At 63.2% G+C, this 17,416-nt stretch carries 19 protein-coding genes; 9 read left to right on the top strand and 10 right to left on the bottom strand.

Going from position 1 to position 17,416, the window contains the following annotated elements; translation table 11 throughout:
* Positions 1 to 18 precede the first annotated feature (18 nt).
* The 3 genes from ACPEES_RS11565 to ACPEES_RS11555 all read left to right on the top strand — a co-directional run bounded on the left by ACPEES_RS11565 (position 19) and on the right by ACPEES_RS11555 (position 3,136).
* Positions 19 to 1,257, top strand: coding sequence for a phenylacetate--CoA ligase family protein (locus ACPEES_RS11565; protein WP_435103644.1), 1,239 nt, complete (start codon positions 19 to 21; stop codon positions 1,255 to 1,257).
* Positions 1,258 to 1,432: 175 nt separating this feature from the next.
* Positions 1,433 to 2,182 (top strand): electron transfer flavoprotein subunit beta/FixA family protein, encoded by a 750-nt coding sequence (locus tag ACPEES_RS11560; RefSeq protein ID WP_435103643.1) that lies wholly within the window; start codon positions 1,433 to 1,435, stop codon positions 2,180 to 2,182.
* 3 nt (positions 2,183 to 2,185) lie between these two features.
* The gene (locus ACPEES_RS11555; protein ID WP_435103642.1) at positions 2,186 to 3,136 is read left to right on the top strand and encodes an electron transfer flavoprotein subunit alpha/FixB family protein; all 951 of its coding nucleotides are present in this window, start codon (positions 2,186 to 2,188) and stop codon (positions 3,134 to 3,136) included.
* 51 nt (positions 3,137 to 3,187) lie between these two features.
* Here ACPEES_RS11555 and ACPEES_RS11550 read toward each other — a convergent pair whose 3' ends face one another.
* Positions 3,188 to 3,874: an SOS response-associated peptidase gene (locus tag ACPEES_RS11550; protein ID WP_435103641.1), complete on the bottom strand. Its 687-nt coding sequence runs from the start codon at positions 3,872 to 3,874 to the stop codon at positions 3,188 to 3,190.
* A 253-nt stretch (positions 3,875 to 4,127) separates the two neighbouring features.
* Positions 4,128 to 4,358, bottom strand: coding sequence for a hypothetical protein (locus ACPEES_RS11545; protein ID WP_435103640.1), 231 nt, complete (start codon positions 4,356 to 4,358; stop codon positions 4,128 to 4,130).
* A gap of 410 nt (positions 4,359 to 4,768) precedes the next feature.
* Here ACPEES_RS11545 and ACPEES_RS11540 point away from each other — a divergent pair, with 410 nt between their 5' ends.
* From ACPEES_RS11540 to ACPEES_RS11530, 3 genes are all read left to right on the top strand, one after another.
* Positions 4,769 to 6,286 (top strand): AMP-binding protein, encoded by a 1,518-nt coding sequence (locus tag ACPEES_RS11540; RefSeq protein WP_435103639.1) that lies wholly within the window; start codon positions 4,769 to 4,771, stop codon positions 6,284 to 6,286.
* A gap of 155 nt (positions 6,287 to 6,441) precedes the next feature.
* Positions 6,442 to 7,278 carry a 4'-phosphopantetheinyl transferase family protein gene (locus ACPEES_RS11535; protein WP_435103638.1) on the top strand — a complete coding sequence of 279 codons (837 nt, stop codon included), beginning with the start codon at positions 6,442 to 6,444 and terminating at the stop codon, positions 7,276 to 7,278.
* 87 nt (positions 7,279 to 7,365) lie between these two features.
* The gene (locus ACPEES_RS11530; protein ID WP_435103637.1) at positions 7,366 to 7,965 is read left to right on the top strand and encodes a hypothetical protein; all 600 of its coding nucleotides are present in this window, start codon (positions 7,366 to 7,368) and stop codon (positions 7,963 to 7,965) included.
* 21 nt (positions 7,966 to 7,986) lie between these two features.
* Here ACPEES_RS11530 and ACPEES_RS11525 read toward each other — a convergent pair whose 3' ends face one another.
* Complete coding sequence (locus tag ACPEES_RS11525) at positions 7,987 to 8,685, bottom strand: GntR family transcriptional regulator (protein WP_435103636.1); 699 nt, start codon at positions 8,683 to 8,685, stop codon at positions 7,987 to 7,989.
* A gap of 235 nt (positions 8,686 to 8,920) precedes the next feature.
* Complete coding sequence (locus ACPEES_RS11520; RefSeq protein WP_435103635.1) at positions 8,921 to 9,553, bottom strand: cation transporter; 633 nt, start codon at positions 9,551 to 9,553, stop codon at positions 8,921 to 8,923.
* An 86-nt stretch (positions 9,554 to 9,639) separates the two neighbouring features.
* On the opposite strand from ACPEES_RS11520, the gene ACPEES_RS11515 reads away from it, so the two are divergent.
* Complete coding sequence (locus ACPEES_RS11515) at positions 9,640 to 10,104, top strand: Cd(II)/Pb(II)-responsive transcriptional regulator (protein WP_435103634.1); 465 nt, start codon at positions 9,640 to 9,642, stop codon at positions 10,102 to 10,104.
* Between the two features lie 61 nt (positions 10,105 to 10,165).
* Here ACPEES_RS11515 and ACPEES_RS11510 read toward each other — a convergent pair whose 3' ends face one another.
* The gene (locus ACPEES_RS11510) at positions 10,166 to 10,702 is read right to left on the bottom strand and encodes a YbhB/YbcL family Raf kinase inhibitor-like protein (protein ID WP_435103632.1); all 537 of its coding nucleotides are present in this window, start codon (positions 10,700 to 10,702) and stop codon (positions 10,166 to 10,168) included.
* A 93-nt stretch (positions 10,703 to 10,795) separates the two neighbouring features.
* Entirely contained in the window at positions 10,796 to 11,542 is a 747-nt protein-coding gene (locus tag ACPEES_RS11505) for a helix-turn-helix transcriptional regulator (protein WP_435103631.1), read from the bottom strand.
* A gap of 276 nt (positions 11,543 to 11,818) precedes the next feature.
* On the opposite strand from ACPEES_RS11505, the gene panB reads away from it, so the two are divergent.
* The gene (gene panB, locus ACPEES_RS11500) at positions 11,819 to 12,571 is read left to right on the top strand and encodes a 3-methyl-2-oxobutanoate hydroxymethyltransferase (RefSeq protein ID WP_435103630.1); all 753 of its coding nucleotides are present in this window, start codon (positions 11,819 to 11,821) and stop codon (positions 12,569 to 12,571) included.
* Positions 12,572 to 12,777: 206 nt separating this feature from the next.
* On the opposite strand, the gene ACPEES_RS11495 is transcribed toward panB, so the two are convergent.
* Positions 12,778 to 13,056: a helix-turn-helix domain-containing protein gene (locus ACPEES_RS11495; RefSeq protein WP_435103629.1), complete on the bottom strand. Its 279-nt coding sequence runs from the start codon at positions 13,054 to 13,056 to the stop codon at positions 12,778 to 12,780.
* A gap of 86 nt (positions 13,057 to 13,142) precedes the next feature.
* Between ACPEES_RS11495 and ACPEES_RS11490 the strand changes: the two genes are divergently transcribed.
* On the top strand, positions 13,143 to 13,346 hold the full coding sequence (locus ACPEES_RS11490) for a hypothetical protein (RefSeq protein ID WP_435103628.1): 204 nt from the start codon (positions 13,143 to 13,145) through the stop codon (positions 13,344 to 13,346).
* Between the two features lie 956 nt (positions 13,347 to 14,302).
* Here ACPEES_RS11490 and ACPEES_RS11485 read toward each other — a convergent pair.
* The 3 genes from ACPEES_RS11485 to ACPEES_RS11475 form a co-directional block, all read right to left on the bottom strand.
* The gene (locus tag ACPEES_RS11485) at positions 14,303 to 14,554 is read right to left on the bottom strand and encodes a BrnA antitoxin family protein (protein WP_435103627.1); all 252 of its coding nucleotides are present in this window, start codon (positions 14,552 to 14,554) and stop codon (positions 14,303 to 14,305) included.
* A 4-nt stretch (positions 14,555 to 14,558) separates the two neighbouring features.
* The gene (locus ACPEES_RS11480) at positions 14,559 to 14,825 is read right to left on the bottom strand and encodes a BrnT family toxin (RefSeq protein WP_435103626.1); all 267 of its coding nucleotides are present in this window, start codon (positions 14,823 to 14,825) and stop codon (positions 14,559 to 14,561) included.
* A gap of 910 nt (positions 14,826 to 15,735) precedes the next feature.
* Positions 15,736 to 16,197, bottom strand: coding sequence for a hypothetical protein (locus ACPEES_RS11475; protein WP_435103625.1), 462 nt, complete (start codon positions 16,195 to 16,197; stop codon positions 15,736 to 15,738).
* Positions 16,198 to 17,416: the final 1,219 nt, after the last annotated feature.

The following is a 17,416-nucleotide window of genomic DNA, read 5'->3' as shown; positions in this document are numbered from 1 at the left end:
AGGAAAGTGAGACGGACCATGGAGCACCACTACGACGACCTCGAAACCCGCACGCCCGCCGAACGGACACAGGCGCTGCGGGAGGCGTTGCCGCGACAGATCGCCCACGCCAAGGCGAAGTCGCCGTACTTCGCGGAACGCCTCGCGGCAGTGGCGCCGCAGGAAATCGTGGACGCGGGGGCGCTCGCCGGGTTGCCGGTGCTGCGCAAATCCGAGCTCATCGAGCGGCAACAGGCGGAGCCACCTTTCGGTGGGCTCGCTGCAGTAGACTTCGGGGCCATGCAGCGAGTGTTTCAGTCGCCGGGGCCGATTTACGAGCCACAGACGCGTCGCCCCGATTTCTGGCGTTTCGCCCGGGCGATGGTCGCTGCGGGGTTTCGGCGTGGCGGCGGGCTGGTGCACAACACCTTCGCCTACCATTTCACCCCTGCCGGGGCGATGTTCGACAATGCCGCCGAGGCGCTGGAATGCCCGGTCTTCCCGGCGGGTACCGGCCAGACGGAGCTTCAGGTCAAGGCCATCGCGCAGCTGCGTCCGCGGTATTTCACGGGCACGCCATCGTTTCTCAACATCCTGTTGGAGAAGGCGCACGAGCTCGGTGAGGACATCGGCTCGTTGACCCATGGCCTTGTGACTGCCGAGCCGCTGCCGCCATCGCTGGTGGAGCGGTTCCGCGAGCGTGGTATTGAGGTCCATCAATGCTACGGCACCGCGGATCTGGGCTTGATTGCCTACGAGACCTCCGCGCGGGAGGGGCTCGTCGTCGATGAGGGGGTGCTCGTGGAGATCGTGCGCCCCGGCACGGGCGAACCGGTCGCCGGGGGCGAAGTGGGCGAGGTTGTCGTCACCACGCTTAACCCCGATTATCCCCTGATCCGTTTCGCCACCGGGGATCTCTCCGCGGTTCTCTCCGGCGAGTGCCCGACCGGACGAACGAACCAGCGTATCCGTGGATGGATGGGGCGTGCGGATCAGACGGCCAAGGTACGTGGTCTGTTCGTGCATCCGTCGCAGGTGCATGCGGTTACCCGGGATTGCGAGGCCGTGCGACGGGCGCGTTTGGTGATCACGCAAAGTGATCATCGAGACGTCATGACCCTGCAGTGCGAGGTGGACGGTGACCCCGAAGGTCTGGAGGCCGCTCTCGCCGAGCGATTGCGGGAGGTCTGCCACCTGCGTGGCGAGGTGGCGCTGGTGCCCACGGGCACGCTTGCCAATGACGGCAAGGTGATCGATGACCAGCGCACGTACGAGTGAAGCGGCGGGGTGGGGTGGATGACGCGACGCGTAATCCCGGTTCGAGCGGCTTTGGTGCGCAACCCAGAGGCGTCGGGGTTGGCAGCCAGAATCTCAGGTTCTCACTCGGCGGCCACGATCTGTGTTCTTCTGTGGCAGATCCCACAGGCCCGATAGTCAAGTGACAGGAGCGATCATGAAGGTACTCGTCCCGGTCAAACGGGTGGTGGATTACAACGTCAAGGTCCGCGTGAAGGCGGACGGCTCGGGTGTGGAGACGGCGAACGTCAAGCATTCGATGAACCCCTTCGACGAGATCGCCGTCGAGGAGGCGGTGCGCTTGAAGGAGGCGGGCAAGATCGAGGAGATCGTGGCTGTCTCCCTCGGCGCGCAGGCGAGCCAGGAGACTTTGCGTACGGCGCTTGCCATGGGCGCGGATCGCGCCATCCTGGTATCCACCGAGGAAGCGCTGCAGCCGCTGGGCGTGGCGAAGGCGCTCAAGGTGCTGGTCGAGCGTGAATCTCCGGACCTGGTGATTTGCGGTAAGCAGGCGATCGATGACGATGCCAACCAGACGCCGCAGATGCTCGCTGCGCTGCTTGGCTGGGGCCAGGGCACGTTCGCCTGTGAGCTACAGCTCGAAGGCGGCACTGCCACGGTCACCCGCGAGGTCGACGGAGGCAACCAGACGGTACGCCTGAAGCTTCCGGCGGTTGTCAGCACCGACCTGCGACTGAACGAGCCGCGCTACGTGAAGCTGCCGAACATCATGAAGGCGAAGAAGAAACCACTGGATGTGCTCACTGCCGGTGAGCTCGCCGTGGACACCGCGCCACGGCTGACGACCCTCAAGGTTGCCGAGCCGCCCAAGCGCCAGGGAGGCGTGAAAGTCCACAGCGTCGCCGAGCTGGTGGACAAGCTCAAGAACGAAGCGAAGGTGATCTGAATCATGAGCAACGTGCTGATCATCGCCGAACACGACAACCGGAATCTGGGCCCGGCGACGCTCGCTACGGTGACCGCCGCGAGTCAGCTCGGCGGCGACGTGGACGTCCTGATCGCCGGCCACGATGCGAGCGGTGTGGCCGAGGCTGCCGCGAAAGTGTCGGGGGTTGCCAAGGTGCTCCACGCCGATGCGCCCCATTACGAGCACCCGACCGCGGAGGATCTTGCCGCACTCGCCACCGAGGTGGCCCGGGACTATTCCCACGTGCTGGCGCCGGCGAGCACTTTCGGCAAGAACTTCCTGCCCCGGGTCGCGGCGGCCCTCGACGTCGGCATGGTCTCGGACATCATCGCCGTCGAGAGCGCCGACACCTTCCGCCGACCCATTTATGCCGGCAATGCCATCGCCACAGTGCAGAGCAGCGATGCCATCAAGGTGGTGAGTGTCCGCGCGACCGGATTCGAGCCGGCGGCCACCGAGGGGGGGAGTGCCCCGGTGGAGACGTTGGAGGCGGTCCCGCATTCCGACGTGGCGGAGTTCGTCGACGAGAAGCTCACCGAGAGCGAGCGCCCCGAGCTCACCGCCGCGGAGGTCGTCATCTCCGGTGGCCGGGGCCTGGGTTCCGGCGAGAACTTCGCGCTCATCGAACGTATCGCCGACAGGCTCGGCGCGGCGATCGGTGCCTCGCGCGCGGCGGTGGACGCGGGCTTTGTGCCCAACGACTACCAGGTGGGACAGACGGGCAAGATCGTCGCGCCGAAGCTTTATGTTGCAGTGGGCATCAGCGGTGCCATCCAGCACCTCGCGGGCATGAAGGATGCCAAGATCGTGGTGGCGATCAACAAGGACGAGGAGGCCCCGATCTTCGAGGTGGCCGACTACGGCCTGGTCGCGGACCTGTTCGAAGCGCTGCCCGAGCTGGAGGCCGAGCTCGATCGCGTCCAGGCGCAGTAGCCGGGCGTCCCTCGACGCCGCCCGGGGCGCGCTTGCGGCCCCGGGCGGCGTTCAGCTCGCTGATTGACCGCCCTCGTCGGGTTCGATCAGTGACGGGTCATCGTGATTCGGTGAATTGACACGCGTGCTGACCGGCCACAGCTGGAGCTGCCCGCTCGGCACGCGCCTGGTCGCCCGGCGGATGCGTTCGCGACGGGTCAGTGCCGGGTCCAGCCACGCGCCCCAGCACGACGCGTCCAGGACAACCGGCATGCGCGGGTGAATCGCTTTCGCGGATCCGCGGGCCGGTTCGGTGATAATCGCCAGGCCCAGCCGCGATGCGTTTTCGTCCATCGGTGTATAGAGTCCGGCGAAAGCGAGTGGGGTCCCGGTGGTGGCATAGTAGGGCTGCTTGCCGCCGTGCTCCGTGCGCTTCCACTCGTACCAGCCGTCCGCCGGCACCAGGCAGCGACGGTGTCTGAACGCGTCACGGAAGTAACGGCTGAGCGCGACATTCTCCGCGCGCGCATTGATGGGTCGGGGCGCCTTGTCATCCTCGACCCAGTTGGGTTTGAACCCCCAGAAGGCTTCGTCGAAAACGAAGCGCGCTTGGCCACCGCTGGCCGCGGCCACGATGATGTCCACCACCATGCCCGGGGTGATGTTGTATCGAGGCTCGTCCCCACCCGGCGGCAGCCGAAGACTCAATTGCTCGGCATAGGCATCCCGGGGTGTATGTCGTTCGTAACGTCCGCACATCCGCGAAGTCTACGATGTCCGGGCGGATGCTCACCAAACCGGTGTTCGCGTGCGGCACCAAGTATCGTGCCACCTGCCGGGAGTGTCGTGATTGCCGCCCCGGTGCCGGCGACGCTGGGTAATGGCACCGGGGCGTGCATTGAGGAAACACGAAACGATTTGCGCGAGCCGCCGGTCGATCAATGCATTCGCGAACAAGGCACGCCATGACGCGCGAAGGTTCGCGGGGGCTATCAGGCATCGGATGTCGGGTTCACGACACCAGTGCTTCGTCCAGTGTCAGGGCGCTTCGGAAGAGAAATTCCACATTGGCGCCGTAGCGGCTCAGCCGGGCCGTGGCCTGCTCGTCGATAACGCACGAATGCTCGTCGAAGCCCAGCGAACGGCCCTTGCCCAGCGCCTCCGCCCGGTCATGGGCTCGAACTTTCACCAACTGTGGCGCGTCGGCGTCAGCCGAGCCACTCAGCAGATACCAGTGTTCCATGGCGAGGTGCCTCCGGCTTGCAATTGAACACCCCCTACTCTAGAGCAAAGTGTTGCGCCGCAGCATAACAGCGCCTGTGCCGGAGATTCATGAGCGGTTGTCCCGTCGTACCCGATTGCGTCTCCTTGCAATACCTCTGAAAAGATCAGTGAATGACGGTCGTTGTCGGCAGTTGCGAGAAGGGGTTTCTTGGCGTGCAAGAACAATATTTTCAAGAAAATATAATACAATATTTTTTTCGGTGTATTCTCCTGTAGATTGACCGCCACTGGACCCGTGGATATGTTCCATACGTCATCGATTACGCGACGTAGGAGCTCGTGGCGGCGCGGCGCCCCATCGGCGCACAGACCGGCTGATGCATGACAATACCTCTGAGAAGGTTAGTAAACAGGGAACGGTGATTGGCCGTGTGGTTGTCGAATACGAAGGCCGGCAGCGACGAAGACACGCTCGTTCAATTGGTCGCCCGGCACGCTGCGCACATTCCCGAAAAAACGGCGTTCACGTTCCTCGGAGAGACCGGGGCAGAAGAACGAAACGTTACGTTCTCCGAGTTACATAGTGACGCAATGGCCATTGCTGCCCGGATCGGGCAACTGGATGTTTTCCAGCGGCCGGTGATGCTGTTGTTTCCCACGGGGGAGGATTTCGTCCGTGCGTTTCTCGGCTGTCTGTATGCGGGCGCCATTCCCGTGCCTGTTCCGTTGCCGAGCGGCGAGAGCCACGACTTCGCGCACGTGCGACATGTGCTCAGCGATGCAACGCCCGCCTGCGTACTCGTGGACGAATGCTGGCGCGGGCGCATGGTGACGTATTTCCGGACCCAGCTCGACGCGGACGTTGTGGTGTCGTCCATATCGGCGCTTGCCAAAGATGACTCCGAACCGTGGGTTGCGCCGGACATTGGCCCTGACGTGCTGGCACTGCTGCAGTACCCGTGGGCGGCAATGAATCCGCCTAAAGGCGTGATGGTCGACCACCGCAATCTCCTGGATAACAGTGCCCTCATGCAGGCGCGCTGGGGCAGTCACGAGCATTCGGTTCACGGCAGCTGGCTGCCTCTTCACCACGCGATGGGGCTGGTGGGGGTTGTGGTCCAGGTGCTCTATGAGGGCAGCACCGGTGTGCTCCTGTCGCCGAGGGCGTTTGCGGAACGCCCTTATCTCTGGCTCCGCCTTATCGGCGATTACGGGGTGGATATCGCCGGTGCACCCAACGGCGGTTATGAACACTGTATCGAGCGCGTCAGCGATCACCAGCTTGCCGGTGTGGACCTTTCCGGGTGGCGGGTGGCAATCAACGCCGCCGAGCCGGTTCGCGAGGAAACGCTGCGACGCTTCAGTGCACGCTTCTCCCGCAACGGATTCAGCTCGCAAGCCCACATGCCGTGCTATGGGCTGATCGAGTCGACGCTTTGCGTGTGCGCGTGTGACAGGCCGAAAGCGCCGAACGTTCTTTACGTCGATGGCGGTGATCTGATCGATCGCAAGACCGTCACGCCTGATCCCTGCGGTACGCCCCTGGTCGCCTGCGGCTCGGTTCGCGGTGATCCGGCATCGTCGCTGGACGTTCGCATCGTCGATCCGGATTCGCGACGCGCCCTGGGCGTGGATCGCGTCGGGGAGATCTGGATATCGGGCTCCAGCGTGGCGCGCGGTTATCTGGGAAGCCACGAAGACACGAGTGCGACGTTCCGTGCGCAGATCCGTGGGCGGCCCGGTACCTATTACCTGCGTACCGGCGACCTCGGTTTCATACACGCCGGGGAGCTGTTCGTAACTGGAAGACGTGCGGTGTCCACCGCCTTCAGCGGTCGCGCTGATACACCGTCGAGCACCTTCCCGGTCGGGCCATACGCCGCACTCGAGCTCGAGACCCGCTGTCCGGCACCGGCAACCCAGACCAGTGCCAGCCATGGCGGCTGACATCGATGGTCTGCGAATCCGCGAAGCGCCATTCCGTATCCGCCCGGGGGCTGCCAGCGAGCCCGCGACCGTTTCATCGTTGAACGAGACAGTCGTGCCGGAGCGTCTGTGGATGCTTTCGGGCCGTCATAGAGTGAGTGAAAGGTGTAGCGAGCATGACGATAGCCGCGTCTGGCAACCAATACCGGACTGACCCGAGGGGAGGTACACCGGAGCGCCCCTGGGCGTTGCGCTTCGACGGGGCCAACGGCCAGGCGGCGGTCACCGTCTCCGGCGGGGGACACGAGCGCGTTGCGCGAATCGCATGGTCGCGGGATATCGGGAACTCTGTCGCCCGGGCCGGCGAGATACTTCACCCGCTGGAGCGTGACTATTTCGACCAGGTGTCGTCGGATCGGCGGCGGCTGTCGTTTCTGCTGGGCCGGCACGCGGCGAAGCAGGCGCTCGCTGTCGCCGAGCCCATCACTCGGGCAGCGATCATTCCGGGTGCCATGGGGCAGCCGGTGCTGAATGAGGGCGGCAGTACCGAAATATCGATTTCCCACGATGATCAGTTGGCTTGCGCGGTTGCCGCTCCGACGGTCACCCCGATAGCGGTGGATCTGGAGCGTGCTGCGTGCAACCGCGCCGAGATCATGCGCGCACAGATGTCGCGGTGTGAGCAGGGGGTGGGTGACCGTCTGGGCGTGGATACGAAATTCTGGGGAACCGCTTTCTGGACGGCGAAGGAGGCGCTCGCCAAGCTCCTGCGTTGCGGCCACGGGTGTCGATTCGAAGTGCTGGAAGTCGCCGCCATGGAGATATCTGGTGCCAGTTTCGACGGGCGTTACCGCCATTTCCCCCAGTACCGGTTCGTTGGCTGGACGCCATTGCCTGGTTACGTCGTGGCCCTCGCCCTGCCGCGGGCGCTGACGGTGGCGATGGGCCAGGCGATCGCCGCCGACGGACGATCCCACGCGGCGGCGTCAATCGAGCATGACGTAACGACGTGACCGTGGCGGAGGCGGAGCCCCGAGCGGTACCCCGCAGGGGTGGCGTCTGCAACCACGACGCAACGAGCAGACGGAGGGAATGACCCTATGCGATCGGACTGGAGCTACCCGGCACCGCGTTTCGGGATCCTCGGTGCCTGGGACCGGTTCGTCGGGCCGGGGGCGACCCGTGCCGAGCAGTTGCTTTCGGCGGTGAGTGCGACGCTTGCCGCTGCTGGTGTCTGCGTGCATGCGGCGGTCGCCGTGTCGGGCTGGTCGCTGATCGAATACGTGCTTGCGGCGCTGCTGGCGTTTGACATCGTCGGCGGCGTCGTCACCAACGCCACCGCGAGCGCGAAGCGATGGTACCACCGTGATGGACAGGGTCGGCGTGAGCAGCTTGGTTTCGTGGCGCTGCATGGCATTCACGTCGCCATCGTCGCTGCGCTGTTCCTGGATTGGAGTATTTTCTATTTCGCTTACGCTTACGGCTATATCCTGGTGGCGGCGGTGGCCACGCTGGAGGTACCCATCCGACTGCAGCGCAGTGTGGCACTCCTCGCGAGTGTCGGAGCCGTTTTCTCGCAACTCTATCTGCTCATGCCCGCGCCAGGCGTCGAGTGGTTCCTGCCTCTTCTCGCGCTGAAACTGCTGGTCAGCCACCTAACGGTGGAGGAGCCCTATGTGGCCTGGGAGTCACGCCCCTGAGCCGCATTACCTATGATCGGATTAGTACGGGGCGTAATACCGGCCGGTACCCTCGCGCACGAGGCTCGGCACCCGGTGGATCTTGCCGGTGATCTGACGTTCGATCGACGCATCGCAACGGGCGAGGTCCTCGTCGTGGACGGCATCCTCGAGACCGCTGATTGCTTCGCAGACGTCGACCACGCCCGTGCGTGACTCCAGGTCGATGCAGCGCACGTAGTGGGTCCGATCCAGCGTGTTGCGGATGACGTGAAGCACTTCCTCTGCGCAATGAAGCCGGACGAGCTGTTCGATCATGGTTTCGAGCTCGTCGGCCCGTTGTTCACCCGCCTCGCGGGGGCCGCTAGCCTGCGCGGTCCGTGTGAACGCTTTGCGGGTGTTCGCGAGGGCGTTCAGCACTGCGTCCTTCTGCCCGGCACCGACGGCGGTTCGCACCGCATGCTTGAGCAGCACGGCCAGCAGCTCGTAGAGCGCCTGGATCTCGTCCGGCGAGGGCAGCTTCACGAAGAATCCCCGGCCACGCTCGAAGTGAATGAAGCCCGCTTCGTGCAGGCGGTTCAATGCCTCACGCACCGGAGTGTTGCTGACATCGTAGGCGGCGGCCAGGTCGGCGACCACGAGCCGTTGCCCGGGTTGGAACTTCTGCTTGATCAGGTCGTGGCGTAAGCGTGAATAAGCGACGTGTAGATTGGTATCCGAAGAGCCACGCTGTCTTGCCATAGTCGTGTTGTCCCGTTCCTGCATCCCTGCACAAGGGCACGCGTCAGCCTCACCCGTGGGGCCAATGGCTCGCCATCGCCCGGCATCGCTGGAAAGACGACGTTGGCCGGCACCTTTCACGAACGTTACTGACGAATGCGTCATTTTGCCATAGCGCTCGGGGCGGCGGGATGTGGGCGGTCGGCCGATGGTCGAGGCGTTCGCAATGGTGGGGCCCGGGCTGGTGAGTCGCCTGTCAGCCCGTCACGTTATCTGCGGGTGTCGATGCGCGGTATGTACGCCGGGCGTCTGCGAGCACGTGGCCTGACGAGCGGAGGAAAAGCCCGGCGATGGCCACACCCACGATGATATCCGGCCAGGGGCTGGCGGATACGGCGACAATGGCGGCGGCCAGTAGCACCGCGCCGTTGGCGATGAGGTCATTGCGTGAGCAGATCCACGACGAGCGCATGTTCACGTCATCGCCGCGGTGACGCGTCAGCATCAGCAGGCAGAGACTATTGGCGGCGAGGGCGATCGCGCCGAAAAGCGCCATGATCGGGGGCTGCGGCATGCCGCCCCAGACTACCTTGCTTGCGGCCTCCATCAATACGGCAGCGCCGAACACTGCCATCACGGTGCCTTTGAGTCCGGCTGCGACCGCCTTCCAGCGTGTGTTGCGCGCGATCACCCAGAGACTGAATCCGTAAACCAGAGCGTCGCCGAGCATATCCAGGGAATCGCCGAGAAGCGCGGTGGAGTCGGCGATCCAGCCGGCGGTGAACTCGGCGACGAACATGCTGGCGTTGATGATGAGCACGACCCACAGCGTGCGCGCCTGGCGCAGCGCGGTGAGGTGGCAGTCGTCCTCGTGGCAGCATCCGGCCATCACAGGCGTCCGATATCGTGTATGACGACTCCCACTTTAAGGCTTATAGTCGCTATAAGGTAAAGCATCGAGGTGGCATACACGCCATGCCCTACACCATTGGCCAGGCCGCGCAGGTCGCCGGTTGCCCGACGGTCACGATCCGCTACTACGAGCGTGTCGGCTTGTTGCCCGAGCCGCAGCGGGGGGCGAATGGCTACCGTTACTATACGGATGCCGATATTCAGCGTTTGCAGTTCGTCGTCCACGCCCGCGCTTTGGGTTTTCCCCTTGCCGACATCGCCGAGCTGCTGGAGCTGGCCGATCTTCCCCAGCGACCGTGCGACGCCGTCGACGAGAAAGTCGGAGAGCGCCTCGCTGACGTCCGGCAGCGCATTACACGGCTGACCGCGCTGGCTGCCCGGCTCGAACGCTTGCAGGCGGCTTGCGACGGGCATCACCCCGTTGAGCAATGCGGCATCCTTGCCGCGCTCGCCCGGGAGCCTGACGATGCCAGTGACCTGGCAGCCCAAGCCCCGAAGGCAATGCCGGACGGAGGCACGAGGGCATGAAGCTTCCTTTCGCCCGAGCACGGGTGACGCGTATCACCATCGGCGCATCCGCGCCTTTCCTTCAGCGCCCGTACCGGATGGTCAGTGTTGCTTTATCGAGCGCATGCGCTTGAATTCGGGCATCGGCCATGGCTGGGGTGGCGTCTTCGGGGATTTCCAGCTCTGAGGTGTCCAGGGCGTAGACCTTGAACCGGTAACGGTGCGGCTCATCGCCCTTCGGCGGACACGGACCGCCCCATGCGCGTTGGCCGAAATCGTTCGTTGCCTGCGCGGCGCCCTGGGGAAGCGCTTGGGCGCTCGCGCCGCGGCGCAATGAGTCACTCGTCGCGGGCAGGTCGTAGACGATCCAGTGCCACCAGCCGCCGTCAGTCGGCGCATCGGGGTCGCGCGCGGTCAAAGCGAAGCTTTTCGTGCCCTCGGGCGCCCCCGACCAGCTCAACGCCGGCGAGATGTTCTCGCCCTGGCAACCGTAACCGTCGTAAACGTGCCGCATGGGCACTGGGGCATCCGGCGATAGGTCGCCGCTGCTAAGCGTGAATTCGCCCGCCATGACCAGCGGACTGAACGAAATGGCGACCAAGAGCAGAAAGCGGCGCATGATGTCGCTCCGTTTGCGGGTGTACAGGCGTCAAGGTAGCTCTGACGCCAGCTTCGCGTTATCCGCTTTCGCGCAAACACGCGCCCGTTTCGATCACTGCGTGGGTGTGGACACCGTGGATGGCGAAGTACCGAATCGCTCGCGGAAGCGTTGGGCGAATCGCGATGGTGAGTCGTACCCGCATCGGCTCGCCGCTTCGGCCACCGACACGCCACCTTGTTGAAGCAGGCTCAACCCGGTAGCCAGGCGCACTTCCACGAGGCGTTCACGGAAGCTCGTATGCTCCGCGGCCAGCCGACGCCGGAGTGTCGCCTCGCTGACCGCAAGCCGCTGGGCGACGTCCGGCGCGCACCATGGCGCGGCGGGATCGGTGGCAAGCAGGTGGGCGACCCGCGTCGCCGTGCTATCGCCCGGACCGATAAGGAGCTGCGGCGTCGCCTCTTCCAGAAGTGCCGCCAACAGTACCTCGCGCCGGCGATGAGCGAGCAGCGCTGGCGGCGCGTCCGCGTGCGTTTCCGCATAGTGGACCAAGGCCTGCCACATCGGTGGTGTCGTGTGAATACGAATGTCGGTGGCCCGGTCGATGGCGGGCGGTTGTGCCAGTGCGCGCACCGCGGCGATATCCGAGGCATTGAAGGGGATGGCCAGTGCATGGTAAAGACCGTGCTCCGGCCGGTTGATGACATCCATCTCGCACCCTGCGGGCAAGCCGAGCCAGTCGCCGGAGTGGCCCACGATGGGCTGGCCACCGTAAAACAACGTCTTCTCACCACGCAGGACGACAATGAGCGTCGGTGCGCCGATGCGAACGCGCTCCAGTCGATACCCGCGGCGCGCCACGATGTTGCCGATGGGGGAATGAGAGCCCGGCGGTAGACATCGTTGTAGCTGCCGAACGGCCGCGTGGCCGTCATATCCGGCTCGTGACTGCTGACTCGGCTCGGATGGCCGGGACTTTGCGGTCTGATTTGGCATCAACGAAGTGTAGCAACGGGATCCGGTAACGTACTTCCCGGGCCCAGGTTGACGGGGCACTATCCGAACGGCTATTGAATCGCTGCGGCGTCAGCGTCGAATGCACGCAACGTCCCGTGTTCATGCAAAGAGAGTCGTGCAATGAAGCACAGTGCAGAAGCACTTCGTCACATGAAGTCGGTAACACCGATCCCGATGCTGACGGCCTATACCACCCCCGTCGCACGTTGCCTCGAAAAAGCGGGGCTACCTGTGATTCTCGTGGGCGATACGGTCGAAATGGTGGAAATGGACTTCGACAGCACCCGGCACGTCACGATGGCGCACATGGAGTATCACGTCGGCGCGGTTCGGCGAGGCGCTGGCGACACCCACATCGTCGCGGACCTGCCCTATGGCAGCGACCGTGATGCGGATACTGCGTTGACGAACGCTCGGCGCCTCCTCGAGGCAGGCGCCGACAGCGTGAAGCTGGAAGGTCCCAAGTACGATGTCATCCGCCATCTCGTCGACCATGGCATCGACGTCGTCGGGCATACGGGGCTGACACCGCAGACCTCCAACAGCTTCGGGCAGGTGGGGCGTGAGGCCGATGACGCTGAGCGCGTGCTGATCGAAGCCTCCGGTATCGCCGAGTCGGGCGCCTATCTGCTCGTGCTCGAACACATCCCGGACACACTGGCCGAGACCATTACCCAGTCCGTCGCCATACCGACCATCGGGATAGGCGCCGGCACCGCCTGCGACGGCCAGGTGCTCGTCATCAACGACGCCATCGGCCTCGGCGACAAGTGGCCGCCGTTTTCACGGCAGTATGCTTACGTGGACGACGCTATTGGCGTTCGCGAGTCAGGTGCGGGAAGGCAGCTTCTAGTCGGTGATTGCCCATGGTGAGAAGGGGGGGCTGTGGAGCGGGCTCGGTTGGCGATCCAACTGAAGCCCACCGGGGCAAGGATGGCATCTTCGTCCTCGCCGTGAAGCATCTCCCACACGCGAGATGAGTGCCCGGACATGTGGAGTAACCGGTTGAATGCGCTACCTGCCGTACGAGCTTGAGCGAATGGGGGCTGTCCAAACGCGATAACGACGCGTTTCGATGTTTACGGAGCGGCCGCCTCACTGTCGGGGCCTTCGAGGTCTGCTGCTGCCATCGGCCGTGTTTGTCGTTGCTCCGGCTGCTCCGTTCCAGTGAGGAGCCAGACACTGTACTCCGGGAACTTCGCTGCAACTGCGGCCAGCACATCACCACGGGGAGTGCTGCCTTTCTGCTCGATGTTCTCAATTGTCCGCCAGGGTACGCCGACGTATTCGCCAAAGCGGGTCCGGCCCATACCCGTGGATTGTCGGATCGCACGCAAGCGTGTGGCGAGCGTTAACATACGTTATCTCACGTATTAACGTCAACTAACGCATACGTTAATTAACGTGTGTGCTGCAACGTGGTTGACTGTGTAGGAACGAGGATATGGAAGACCTCCAAGCCGGGCAACTGGTGGTCTGGCCGTTGGTGACCAAGGAGCGGTTCGCGGAGCTTACCGGGCTGTCGTTCGATCAGGTCCGCGGCATGGTCGCCCGCCAGCAACTTCCCACCCGCAAGATTGGCAGGCACCGTTTGATCAATCTGGCGCTTGTCACGAGTGACTGTCTTCATGCTGAGGAACGGAAATGACGAGCCATGCCCCGTTCATGGGGGCGCCGGCCGGTGTTTGGAGAGATGGGGCGTACGCCACGTTAGTCGTTACATGCAGGTGATCACCTGCCGCGCGGCAACCGGACTGCGGCGAAGCCGGCCACGGTGGTCGTTGCGTTCGATCCGGTAACCACAGGTGACCACTAGCCGCGTTGCCTTGCGCCGGACTGCCGCACCGAAACCCACGGGCGCTCAAACAGAGCAAGGTAGTCGCAACGGCGAGATCGGGGTTGGGTCTAGCCGCGGACCAGAATGGCGTCTGGCGGGACGCGCTGCTCGAGCTCGTAGCAGTTTCCGGGTGGTGGTTGTTGGCCCGGCGGTCGATCTGGGAACCAGATGCGGCACTCGCCAGGGGGGGGGGGGCATATGCCCTTCGGGGATGTTCACGTGCCGAGCGCTCGGGTGCTGGGGCGGTCGGTCGCCGATGGGACCGCCGTAAGCGTGGCAACCGCTGAGAGCGCCTGCGGCGAAGGCGCAAGCGGCGAGTATCCAGGTAAATGCGGGGCGGAATATCATCTGGGCTTACTTGGATTACTGAATCACACGACGACTAGCTTCCATTTCAGTGCGGGCTATTGCCACCGAACCTGTGCCGGCAACGTCGGGCGTCGAGTAACCGATACAAAAGCGCCAGTAATTCAGTGTGTTATGGCGATTGCTTCCAAGCCATGCTCGCGTCTCTAGGTTGCGACGGAGGTGACCGGGGCGGGGCCGTGGACACTTGGCCGACACTTAGCCATAAAAAAGCTCCCCCAAGGGGCGAGCTTCAGCCAAGTACCTGAATGTTCTGGTGGGCCCTGCTGGACTCGAACCAGCGAACAGCAGATTACAAGAGCGCCGGGAAAGGGCGCAAAGCGCTACTATTCCCCTGCAATCAGTGGGTTATGATTCTGTTTCGCCACTATATGGCACAATAAAAGCCGTTCGCGTTGACACTACCCGGCGTGCTTCAACTCCTCGCGCAGCACTCGCCGTAGCGCCTCCTCGTCCAGCGGCTTCGGTGACGCACCGATGTGTTCCCGCAACGCCTCGTTGATGAGCGTCTGGTAACCCTTGCCGGCCGCCTCCGCCTGCGAGCGGAACGCCTCGATGACCTCGTTGTCGAGCCACAGCGTCACACGGGTCTTGCCGCGCTGGGAGACGGCCGGCCCGCGCTTCGCCTTGCTGAAATCGTACTCGTTGCGCATACCCTCAACCCTCGTACTGCCGGCGTTCGCCGGGACTCGCCTTGCGGGCCGAAATCAGCCGGACCGCCTCACCGCGATAGCTGAACACCACCACCAGCACCCGCCCCAGGTGATCCATGCCCAGGGCCACGTGCCGCTGTTCGTCCTCGGCGTCCGGATCCTCCATCACCAACGCCTCGGGATCGAACAGAACGCCGGCAGCGTCCGCAAAGCTCACCCGGTGCTTGCGCTGGTTGGCCTTCGCCTTGGCCGGGTCCCATTCCACATCCATATGATCTTAGGGTATGCACAACGTATGCACTCGACAATGACCGCTCGTCGCTATTGTTTTCATCGGTAGGTTGATCGACCTCGGTGTCTTCTTCTCTGTCACCCACGCCCGCCGGCAGTGCACAGAATGCCCGACCTTCTCCGCGTACTCGTACCGGGGTGAGTGGTGTTCGTAGCGGCCGCACATATCGTGATTCTAGCCGTGTGCGTAGAGTGCTTCGGTGGGGCTTGCTGTGCGGCGACCTACAAGGGAGCGGATGCCCGTGGTCGGGAGGGTGAACGGAAGGCGACCGCCATTGCGGTCGCCTATGATGGGTCAATTAGTGCTTGGTGGGATCGGTCAGCCGGTACTTCTGGCCCTGCTTAGGTGTTGGTGGCAACGGCTCCCCTCGTGTAACGGTTCGCTCTTTGCCGGTGTGTCCACCTCGGGGACCTTCGATTGCGTACTGACCTGAGCGCTTGGCACGCTCTCCAGGCTTAAATGTCTTAGCCATGATCGGTTCACCTGTCAGGTTTGCGTTTTCACCTTGATAGTCAACGTGCCAACCGGGGGTTGGCACGTCGCTTTGCCTCCTAGCACCGTACGAGGAAACACCAGGCGTCGTAGCCGTATTCCCAGGCATCGAGATACCTATTCGAGTTCTTGACTCGACGGAAACGGCAACACTGCCAACGAAACCCCGGCGGTGCCGGCTTACGCTTCTTTCTGCTCCGCACTTACATGAACACCTCCCTCGGAGAGGTGATTCACCTTGAGGGCAGCGACAGGTGAGGCTATAGTCGTGATGCACTGATAAAACGACACTAACCTCATCGCTGTCATCAAGGGGGTAGGGTCCTCTCCGACTCCCTGCCTGGCAGTTTTCCGCGTCGGTCCCTCGGCCAAGGGGCCGGCGCGTCCTGCGTTCTCTTCATGTCTCCTCTTCTGTCTCTCCGGGGTCCGTTGTGTATACGCCTTTTCGACCAGGTACGGCTCGGACCATGCCTTTCGATATCATCCTGTAGAGCCGCTGGGTTAGTTGGCGCCGTTGATAGATATCGCGGGTGGCCCGGTATAGCTCTATCAGTAGGCGGTCTAGCGAAAGTGTCCCGCCTGCATCATTCAGCACCTGCACGATCTTCATTTCTTCGCGGTCCGACTTGGATAGCGAAAGCTGGCTGATCAGTTCTGGAGGGAGCTCGTCGATTTCCTCTGGCTCAACTGTGCTTGCACGTCGCGCCTTCTCTTTTCGAGCTAGCTCGCGGTCGATTAGGGCGATGAGCTTCTCCGCCGTGCCGTCCCCTGCTAACGCGGCCCACGTAGCAGAATCAGCGGCCTCCTTCACCGTCGCTCTGAGCTCCTTCAGGTCGGTTTCCGTTAGTGCGTGTTCCATTAGTGCTTGACCCAGGTCTTTGGCTTACTTGGCATTCTATGGTGGATGGTGTCAAAACGCAACCGAAATGTGGCTGAGCTGCAGCTTTCCGTCTCAAAATTTGGAGTCAACACGGAGTATGGAGCAATCCGGTGTGAATGTTGGAGAGCATCAACAATCACCGATAAGCACGGACAATCAGGGACAAACAGGGACAAGCAACGGAAAGAATTTGAGCGAAACTTGCGTCCAGGCGTGTCTGCATGAAGCTCTAGTGCTGGGTTCATTGAGTGTCTGATGGGTGACGGAGTGTCGAGGCGCCAGAGCCGATGTTTGCGCCAGTTCGTCCAGAGTGGTCCGGTACCGGGCAAAAGACAGGTGACGCAGTGTGAGTAATGACCTCGTGACGCTGGCTAACCATTCTTATGGCTCAGCGGCCTTAGACTGCGGGCGGTGATCTGCGCTACGTGGGGTGTGAAACCAGAGTGAAGGTGGTGCGCTAGCAGACTAGGAGAAGACTAGATGAGTGGTAATGGTGACTCCGCGTTGCAGTTCGGATGCAATGCGTTAGCCACGCTTTTCAGTGTCAGCGGAGAGAGTCGAGTCGATTGCAGGCCAGTCGCCGATAGTGCTTTGCTTTCCGCGTGGGGTTCGTTTCATAATTCCTGCCGCCAGAAGTTGCACGTCCGGCGTGCCGCTTGATCGCAGCTTGCCGCTCTCGCTCTCGCTCTCGCTCGGCACGGCGCTCGGCCAACCGAGCTCGGCGCTCGTCTGCTGCTGCTTCACGTTCTCGTGCGGCCGCGAGCGCGCTTCGTGCCTCAGTGGCAACGGCCTGGAGTTGCCGTGACAAGTCCCACTGCCAGTAATGGTAGAAGGCGACGGCCGATCCGAACATGCCGACGAATGTGCCCAGGGGCCACGGCGAAGAAGCGGACGGCGTGGCCGTCGCGGTGCACGGGCTGGGGGCGCCGGTAGTCGCTGACGAAGTCGGGGTTCCATTGGTAGCACCTCAATCGGAATTGACACCATTCCTTGTGCTGTTGATCCGGGTCAGGCAGGACCAGCCCCCCGCAACGCTTCCTGCGTAGTCGTCTTGTCTCGGAACCGTCGTCCTCGTGGGCTTCCCTGCCTGGTTGTCTACGCCTCTGGCTCTCCTCCATTGAACCGTAAGCGCCGTTAAATCGACGCTCTTGCCTCAGTCGTATTGGGCGACTTTTTTCGAAGCGGGTAACCCGGCATT

Source organism: Arhodomonas sp. AD133 (assembly GCF_051195215.1).
GTDB lineage: Bacteria > Pseudomonadota > Gammaproteobacteria > Nitrococcales > Nitrococcaceae > Arhodomonas.
The sequence above is the reverse complement of the archived record's forward strand: the minus strand, read 5'-3'. Positions and strand labels throughout refer to the sequence as shown.

Excerpts from the sequence above, each read along its gene's own strand:
- ACPEES_RS11490 (WP_435103628.1), top strand. The coding sequence starts at position 13,143 with ATGGAAGACCTCCAAGCCGGGCAACTGGTGGTCTGGCCGTTGGTGACC.
- ACPEES_RS11510 (WP_435103632.1), bottom strand. The coding sequence starts at position 10,702 with ATGCGCCGCTTTCTGCTCTTGGTCGCCATTTCGTTCAGTCCGCTGGTC.
- ACPEES_RS11535 (WP_435103638.1), top strand. The coding sequence starts at position 6,442 with ATGACGATAGCCGCGTCTGGCAACCAATACCGGACTGACCCGAGGGGA.
- ACPEES_RS11550 (WP_435103641.1), bottom strand. The coding sequence starts at position 3,874 with ATGTGCGGACGTTACGAACGACATACACCCCGGGATGCCTATGCCGAG.
- ACPEES_RS11565 (WP_435103644.1), top strand. The coding sequence starts at position 19 with ATGGAGCACCACTACGACGACCTCGAAACCCGCACGCCCGCCGAACGG.
- ACPEES_RS11515 (WP_435103634.1), top strand. The coding sequence starts at position 9,640 with ATGCCCTACACCATTGGCCAGGCCGCGCAGGTCGCCGGTTGCCCGACG.
- panB (WP_435103630.1), top strand. The coding sequence starts at position 11,819 with ATGAAGCACAGTGCAGAAGCACTTCGTCACATGAAGTCGGTAACACCG.
- ACPEES_RS11560 (WP_435103643.1), top strand. The coding sequence starts at position 1,433 with ATGAAGGTACTCGTCCCGGTCAAACGGGTGGTGGATTACAACGTCAAG.
- ACPEES_RS11545 (WP_435103640.1), bottom strand. The coding sequence starts at position 4,358 with ATGGAACACTGGTATCTGCTGAGTGGCTCGGCTGACGCCGACGCGCCA.
- ACPEES_RS11530 (WP_435103637.1), top strand. The coding sequence starts at position 7,366 with ATGCGATCGGACTGGAGCTACCCGGCACCGCGTTTCGGGATCCTCGGT.
- ACPEES_RS11485 (WP_435103627.1), bottom strand. The coding sequence starts at position 14,554 with ATGCGCAACGAGTACGATTTCAGCAAGGCGAAGCGCGGGCCGGCCGTC.
- ACPEES_RS11555 (WP_435103642.1), top strand. The coding sequence starts at position 2,186 with ATGAGCAACGTGCTGATCATCGCCGAACACGACAACCGGAATCTGGGC.
- ACPEES_RS11520 (WP_435103635.1), bottom strand. The coding sequence starts at position 9,553 with ATGGCCGGATGCTGCCACGAGGACGACTGCCACCTCACCGCGCTGCGC.
- ACPEES_RS11480 (WP_435103626.1), bottom strand. The coding sequence starts at position 14,825 with ATGGATGTGGAATGGGACCCGGCCAAGGCGAAGGCCAACCAGCGCAAG.
- ACPEES_RS11525 (WP_435103636.1), bottom strand. The coding sequence starts at position 8,685 with ATGGCAAGACAGCGTGGCTCTTCGGATACCAATCTACACGTCGCTTAT.
- ACPEES_RS11495 (WP_435103629.1), bottom strand. The coding sequence starts at position 13,056 with ATGTTAACGCTCGCCACACGCTTGCGTGCGATCCGACAATCCACGGGT.
- ACPEES_RS11475 (WP_435103625.1), bottom strand. The coding sequence starts at position 16,197 with ATGGAACACGCACTAACGGAAACCGACCTGAAGGAGCTCAGAGCGACG.